This window comes from Nostoc sp. CHAB 5715, from assembly GCF_020829685.1.
Classification (GTDB): domain Bacteria; phylum Cyanobacteriota; class Cyanobacteriia; order Cyanobacteriales; family Nostocaceae; genus Nostoc.
On record NZ_JAIVFR010000388.1, the window covers coordinates 1 to 6,440 of the forward strand.

6 protein-coding genes and 1 pseudogene are annotated in these 6,440 nt (G+C 42.3%); 4 read left to right on the top strand and 3 right to left on the bottom strand.

Annotated elements, in window-relative coordinates; all coding sequences use genetic code 11:
• Positions 1 to 1,235, top strand: a pseudogene (locus LC574_RS20870) (molecular chaperone); the annotation flags it as partial.
• Between the two features lie 140 nt (positions 1,236 to 1,375).
• On the top strand, positions 1,376 to 2,467 hold the full coding sequence (locus LC574_RS20875) for a hypothetical protein (RefSeq protein WP_229455378.1): 1,092 nt from the start codon (positions 1,376 to 1,378) through the stop codon (positions 2,465 to 2,467).
• A gap of 91 nt (positions 2,468 to 2,558) precedes the next feature.
• Here the strand turns inward: LC574_RS20875 and LC574_RS20880 are convergent, their stop codons facing one another.
• Positions 2,559 to 2,738: a high light inducible protein gene (locus LC574_RS20880; protein WP_229455380.1), complete on the bottom strand. Its 180-nt coding sequence runs from the start codon at positions 2,736 to 2,738 to the stop codon at positions 2,559 to 2,561.
• A gap of 317 nt (positions 2,739 to 3,055) precedes the next feature.
• On the opposite strand from LC574_RS20880, the gene LC574_RS20885 reads away from it, so the two are divergent.
• Both LC574_RS20885 and trpD read left to right on the top strand, forming a co-directional pair.
• A complete protein-coding gene (locus LC574_RS20885) occupies positions 3,056 to 3,937 on the top strand; it encodes a DNA adenine methylase (RefSeq protein ID WP_229455381.1) in 882 nt (293 codons plus the stop codon).
• A gap of 80 nt (positions 3,938 to 4,017) precedes the next feature.
• Complete coding sequence (gene trpD, locus LC574_RS20890; RefSeq protein ID WP_229455382.1) at positions 4,018 to 5,085, top strand: anthranilate phosphoribosyltransferase; 1,068 nt, start codon at positions 4,018 to 4,020, stop codon at positions 5,083 to 5,085.
• On the opposite strand, the gene LC574_RS20895 is transcribed toward trpD, so the two are convergent.
• Together LC574_RS20895 and LC574_RS20900 are read right to left on the bottom strand one after the other, a co-directional pair.
• Positions 5,015 to 6,079, bottom strand: coding sequence for a TIGR02281 family clan AA aspartic protease (locus tag LC574_RS20895; RefSeq protein WP_229455384.1), 1,065 nt, complete (start codon positions 6,077 to 6,079; stop codon positions 5,015 to 5,017). The two genes, trpD and LC574_RS20895, sit on opposite strands and share 71 nt — an antisense overlap.
• 110 nt (positions 6,080 to 6,189) lie before the next feature.
• The coding region (locus LC574_RS20900) for a hypothetical protein (protein WP_229455385.1) at positions 6,190 to 6,440 on the bottom strand (251 nt) is incomplete at its 5' end.

Consider the following 6,440-nt stretch of genomic DNA (forward strand, 5'->3'; position numbering starts at 1 on the left):
AAAGTCGCTTGCGTCCCGATGATATCACCAAAGATTCTTGGAATTCCCAAAAAGTTGATTGGTTAATTTTGTCTGGAAAAACTTGTAATTTAGACATAGTGCAGCGCCAAATCTACCAAGAATTTAGTAAGTCTCCATATTTTGTGTGGAATCCAGAACGAATTACCTTTGTGCTGGAATTTACCAAATTAGCCACCTCCGCCGGTGCTTGCTATGCCGAAAAACTGCGAAGATTAAGATTCGATCCAGAAGAATCTAAAAGCTTGCTGCGTAAGGGAGCAAACCAGCTAGAAATTGATGTCAAAAACCTGTTTTATTATTTACCCTGCAACTTCAAACGCAAAACTCAAAGTAATGATTTGCTAACTATATTCAAGGCTGGACAAGAACTTTATCAACTAGCACCTTGGGAAACTGTCGCTAAGGTTCGTACTGCATGGCAAGGAATCCAATTAACTAATATTATTTACCGTCAAGACTACGAGGATGGAGATTTACGGCTATGGGGTAGCTTCGACGGCAAAAACCTCATGAATAAACTGGGAATGCAAGAAGCAGAGTTTCTGAAAAAACTTAAAGTCCAGTTTGAAATTGACCAAACCCTTGAATTTAGTGTGTTGCTTTGTCAGGGAAATCCCCATTATTTAATTGACATTACTGGCATTGATTTGGAATCGGTAGTTTCAGAAAATTCAGCGCTATTTGCTGATGGTAAATTGAAATGGAATATTGCTGTAGAACGCTTCAATAAAGATTTAAATGATGGTGATATTGCCGTCAATGTTATTGAGTCCGCAACTGTCGATCAACCAGATGCCTATCATCTTGTATTTGAAGTAGGAAATGATGGTAGTAAATTGTTTCAAAAATTTCACTATCTACGCGATGGCGTGACAGAACCAGGAACCGGGTTAATTAGTAATCCTTTACCTGCTTTCCCGCAAACTGGCCAACACACCTTCTATGTTTATCAAACAGATGCCGAAACCAACAGTAAAAAATGGATAAGAATTGGCGCACTCAGCAAACCAGATGTGACAACAGATTACCCTTGCCAATATCGTGTAACTCTTGATGCTCAAGGTATTCTACGGATGCACGCTGGTGAAGTCCCTTACTGGACATCAAACAGTCAAGAATGCCTCAAAGAAGAGGGATGCGTTTATCTTGCTGAATTAGAATTGCAGCCCAATGAAGTTGATAAAGAACGCGATCCATTTTGCGGCATACATTAACTCTTGCATTAAACCTCTGCGTTGAAAAAATTAAGATTTTTAAACGCAGAGGGGCGCAAAGTAAACGCAAAGGGGCGCAGAGGTTTGCCAAGTTTAATTCGCTAAGAATCACGTATAAATAATATTTGGAGGTGATATTTATGCAGCACTTGCGTCAATTATTAGAGATAGAAAACTCAGAGTTAGCCCAATTACTGCGGTTTAGTTTGTATGGACTAGAGGCTACTTTAAATCAGGCTCGCACAGAATTTCCACTAGATCCAGGATCTAAAATATGCGATGAGGTGCTGCAAGAACTTCATCGCCTGTTGGAACCTTCACCCCCACAGCAAAATACTGGTTGGGAAGATGCGCCAGATGAGTTAAAACTAAGTCACCTGCGGGAAGCTTTTGATTCTGACTCAGAACTTAGTTATTATCTCGGTAATTCCCAATTGCAAAGCATAACGGACTCAGATTTATGGAATGAGATTCAACGCAAACTGCTGCGAGTACCAGAGGATTTAGCTGCAACTTGGCGATCGCGCACCTTAGATTTAGCCCAAGAAGTTGGTGCGATCGCAGATAATTCTAACCTCTATCAACTTCCCTTTATCCGCGACGAAATTATCTACCCCGGACTTAGTGGTACTGTTGAAACTCAGGGATTATGCTTATACCAACAAGTACTTTCAAATCCTAAAAATACGCAAGGCAATGTATCCGATTTACCAACAGGATTCCTATTTTTATATATGAATTTTATCGAAATAGACCCAGATTTGCATCATGCTTTAAAGAGCGTTTTTAGTTTCGATGTCATTTCTTTACACTCCAAAGCAGAACAGCGCGATCAATATATTGATGCTTTAAGCGATCGCTTCCAACGCACCCAAAAAGCTGATAAAAATACTGATACCCTGTCAATCCTCCGTGCTTGGATTGACATGGACGAAGCGATACATTCCCTAGTATTTGTACCACCAGCTGAACGCTATTCTTGGTGGGGAAAGCTACAACATGAATCACGGCGCATCCTGAAGAAAGTCGCTGATGAAGCTATTAATGCAGGTAATGAAGTGCGAATTCGCCAATTATCGGGACTTTATGCAGATATCTGTGCTTTATCCAAGGATGACTTACAACTAGACTGTGGTGGTATTCCTGGCGAAGTCTTAACTTGTCTTCGAGTATATGCGCGAATTAATCAGGAAGAATCCCCAGGTCGTGTAATATTTCGCTCATCACGCTAGTTTTCTAATTCTTGAGATTATGAGGCAAGGCAGACGATTTTGCCAATCCCCGCCTTGCCTCATAATCTAATGAAGGTAAAAACGTTTAAATTTATAAAATGCCCCAGAAGTGTAAAATCCCTTCACCAGAAAACACTTCAAGCGCAACGGCAGATAAAAAACCAATCATTGCAAAACGACCGTTCCAATTTTCGCTCTGAGGAGTGAAGCCCCAGCGCAAAGCATTAGGATCTTCTGAAACCGAAGGCGTAGTCTTCTTAACGTCTGCCATAAATAATACTCTGAGCTTTTATGTTGTAACAGTTATAACTACCTGTAAAGTAATGTAACAGATTTTTACGAAAATGCAACATAAACTCAAAGCAAAATTCTTTCCTATAAATTAAGGGTGGGTAATCCCTACTGGCTGGCAGATTAATATCTATACCATACCAACGTTTCCGAAGTCATGCTGGAAGCATTAACCTCGGTTACGCTACAGGAGCGGATAATGAAAGCATTGATGCTGATTTAGTCAGAGTATACAGCAATATTTTTTAGCAAACAAATTGAATGCTTATATTAGCCCAAGTGTGACGATTTTTAATTATGCTCAAAAGCCCTCTCCGTTATCCTGGTGGTAAGTCGAAAGCAATAAATCAAATAGTTGAATACTTGCCAGAGAGCTTTTCGGAGTTTCGAGAGCCTTTTGTGGGTGGTGGATCGGTATTTATTTATTTAAGACAAAAGTTTTCTCATATCAAGATTTGGATTAACGATTTAAACCGCGAACTCTTCTTATTCTGGAAATTTGTCCAGTCTGATATAGTCCAATTAGTTAAAGAAATTCGACATATTAAACTTAAACATACAGATGGTAAATTACTCTTTACAGAATTAACTAGTGTAGATGTCAATAATTTATCTGATTTAGAAAGAGCAGTTCGGTTTTTTGTACTCAATAGAATTACTTTCTCAGGAACTGTAGAATCAGGCGGTTTTTCTGAACAAGCTTTTCATAAACGCTTTACTAATTCTTCAATAGAACGATTAGAAAAATTAGAGTATATTTTATCAGAAAATGTCCAAATTACTAATCTCGATTACAGTCACCTACTAAAACTAGAAGGGGAAGATGTATTTTTATTTTTAGATCCCCCATATTTTAGTGCTACTAAATCAAAGCTATATGGTAAAAACGGTGACTTGCACACCTCTTTTGAACATCAGAGATTTGCTAACCTTTTGCAACAATGTCATCATCGCTGGCTAATTACCTACGATGACTCACCGCACATTCGAGAAAATTTCCAATGGTCTAATATCTCAGAGTGGGAATTACAGTATGGGATGAATAACTATAAGCAGAGTGGTGCGGCTAAAGGAAAAGAGTTATTCATTACTAACTACGAAGTTAAACTTGATTTGGAAAAAAAATCACAAGTTCAGAATATTGCTAATCCAGCTTTGCAATTAAGCCTTGAGATTTAAACCTAACTTTGATAGTTTCCAATTTTCGGGTAGGATAACCCCATAGCTTTCAATATAGCTACAACATACAAACCTTAGCTATGATAACTTCCCCAATCTCTGCTCAAGAATCCTCTGCTAGCTGGTATGTTCTGCTACAACAATTAATAGATGGCCAATCCTTGTCCCGTACTCAAGCTGCTGAATTGATGCAAGGTTGGCTCAGTGAAGCGGTTCCCCCAGAGTTATCAGGGGCTATTTTAACAGCGCTGAACTTTAGAGGCATTTCTGCCGACGAGTTGACCGGCATGGCTGAAGTATTACAATCTCAATGTTCCCCACTCAGCACTCAGCACTCACTACTCTCCACTGTAATTGATACCTGTGGCACTGGTGGAGATGGTTCATCAACCTTTAATATTTCTACAGCAGTTGCATTTGTTGCCGCAGCATCTGGTATACCTGTCGCCAAACACGGCAATCGTTCAGCCTCAAGTCTCACGGGAAGTGCAGATGTATTGGAAGCCTTGGGTGTAAACTTGAGTGCCTCTAGTGAAAAAGTGCAAGCCGCACTACAAGAAGTCGGGATCACTTTCTTGTTTGCCCCTGGTTGGCATCCAGCACTCAAGGCGGTTGCCTCATTACGGCGGACTTTGAAAGTGCGAACAGTTTTTAATTTGCTTGGGCCGTTAGTAAATCCCTTGCATCCTACTGGGCAGGTGGTAGGGTTATTTACTCCTAAGCTTTTGGCAACTGTTGCCGAAGCTTTACAGAATTTGGGCAAGGAAAAGGCAATTGTGCTGCACGGGCGAGAAAAACTTGATGAGGCTGGGTTAGGAGATTTAACTGACTTGGCGGTGTTATCAGACAAAGAAGTACAGTTAACTACTATTAATCCCCTGGATTTGGATCTAACACCTGCTCCTATAGGTATGCTTCGAGGTGGGGATGTCCAAGAGAATGCGGTGATTCTGAAGGCGGTACTCCAAGGTAAGGGAACTCAAGCACAACAAGATGCAGTAGCGTTGAATGCTTCTTTGGCGCTGCAAGTCGGGGGTACGATCGCACTCCTAGATCACGCCCAAGGGATTAAAATCGCTAAGGATATCCTACAAAGCGGGGCAGCTTGGACGAAGTTGGAGCAGTTAGTTGAGTTTCTGGCGAATTGATTTGTGATCGCAATTGCGGGCGGAATTCTACCACATTACGTTTGATGGTGACATCGTAGTTACCAAAAAAGTCATGTCCTAAAAGTCCAGTTTCTAGTTCCGTACCTGCGATCGCTACTGCTACTCTATTCACTATTACCCCGCCAACTGCCATCGAATTAACATAGCCCACAGGAAATTCTACAGCCCTGGAACTGGCGGTATTTGCCTTAGCTTTCCCCACTGGCACTATTCCCAAGATATTGGCCATCTCTTGGGTAATTACAGTGCCACTGGCTCCCGTATCCACAATCATGTCAAATTGTTGCTGGCCATTAAAGGTGACTTGGACAATTGGCGTTCCAGCAAGTCGCCTTTTAATCGGGGCTGTAAATACTTCCTGATCTGGAATTACCACTGCTGATGAGGGCAAAGCTGGTTTTGGTGGTAACGGGTTTATTTCTTGTGGAGGCGATAGAGGTGAGGTATACTTTGGTGCGGTTATTGTCTGAGGAACCACAACTACTATCCTCTTCGGTTCGGCAACGCGCACAGGGCGAGGATTAGCTTGCTGTTGAGCATATTTAATTTGGCGGCGATATTCAATGATTTTGGTTTGAGCGATCGCAAATTCTGGGCTTTGTCGCCGGACTCTTTGCATCAGAGCGATCGCATCTTGGTACTGATTCGCCACCAAAATCCAATCACCTGGAGATTGAGCAGATTGGCTGATACTCCAAGCGCCAACGGCTTTGTCTAGCCCCATCTCAAAAAGACTTGGTTCACTTTCAGACGGCTCTAGCGGCTCTAGCAGCTGTGCTTCTGGGGTAGGGGTAACTGCTGGTGTTGCTGGTTCAACGGCAGGCTGTACTGATGCCTGCTCCCCAATTGGCACGGGTTGCTCATTGTCACCAGTCGCAGTGTTCCGTTGGTCTTCACTACAGGCAACACACAAAACCGCTAGAGCGCTTGATAGAAAAATTAGGGTTGCACGGGATAAAAAAGACTGAAGCATAATTAATTTTAACCGCCCAAGCTTTGCCAAAGCCACTCCCGCTAATTTAATTCTCTTTTAATTTTAATTAACTATTCTAAAAACTTCCAATTGCTCAACTCATGGGATAATTAACAATCGGAGTATTGAGGAATGGGGAGTAGGGAGTGGGGAATGGGGAATAGGGAAGAAGCAGGAGAGGCAGGGGAGACAAAGGGACAAGGTGACAAGGTGACTTGAGGAGAACTTGCAACAAGTCTTTCCCCACTCCCCCCACTCCCTACTCCCCACTCCCCACTCCCCACTCCCCCCACTCCCCCCACTCCCCACTCCCTACTCCCCACTCCCCACTCCCCACTCCCCACTCCCCCCACTCCCCCCA

Excerpts from the sequence above, each read along its gene's own strand:
- LC574_RS20875 (WP_229455378.1), top strand. The coding sequence starts at position 1,376 with ATGCAGCACTTGCGTCAATTATTAGAGATAGAAAACTCAGAGTTAGCC.
- LC574_RS20880 (WP_229455380.1), bottom strand. The coding sequence starts at position 2,738 with ATGGCAGACGTTAAGAAGACTACGCCTTCGGTTTCAGAAGATCCTAAT.
- LC574_RS20885 (WP_229455381.1), top strand. The coding sequence starts at position 3,056 with ATGCTCAAAAGCCCTCTCCGTTATCCTGGTGGTAAGTCGAAAGCAATA.
- trpD (WP_229455382.1), top strand. The coding sequence starts at position 4,018 with ATGATAACTTCCCCAATCTCTGCTCAAGAATCCTCTGCTAGCTGGTAT.
- LC574_RS20895 (WP_229455384.1), bottom strand. The coding sequence starts at position 6,079 with ATGCTTCAGTCTTTTTTATCCCGTGCAACCCTAATTTTTCTATCAAGC.